At 36.5% G+C, this 263-nt stretch carries 1 protein-coding gene; it reads right to left on the bottom strand.

What is annotated here, in order from left to right:
- Positions 1 to 65 precede the first annotated feature (65 nt).
- Positions 66 to 263: hypothetical protein (locus tag R0J92_RS23810; RefSeq protein ID WP_411053492.1), on the bottom strand; the 198-nt coding region annotated here is incomplete at its 5' end.

Below are 263 nucleotides of genomic sequence, written 5' to 3'. Positions count from 1 at the left end.
ATTTACTCCATGTTGTGGCAGCAAACAATGTTTCAACTGTTAATTCCTGCCAGAATTGCGATTCACTAAGCCTTTGTTCCGTCCATTCGTTCCAGTAAGTTCTTAGCGTTATGATACGGTATCATAGTGCCAATATAATTCATGCAACCAAATGAGAAAAAGAAAATTCCTACCATTTGATTCTTCTCATGCAATACCACGAACGCTCTATCAGTAAATTCATCGTGTTTTGTTGGAAGAACTATTTTTTGAAATTTTTCGGC

Source organism: Tritonibacter sp. SIMBA_163, from assembly GCF_046535935.1.
GTDB lineage: Bacteria > Pseudomonadota > Alphaproteobacteria > Rhodobacterales > Rhodobacteraceae > Epibacterium > Epibacterium scottomollicae.
This window is presented reverse-complemented; position numbering and strand designations above follow the sequence as displayed.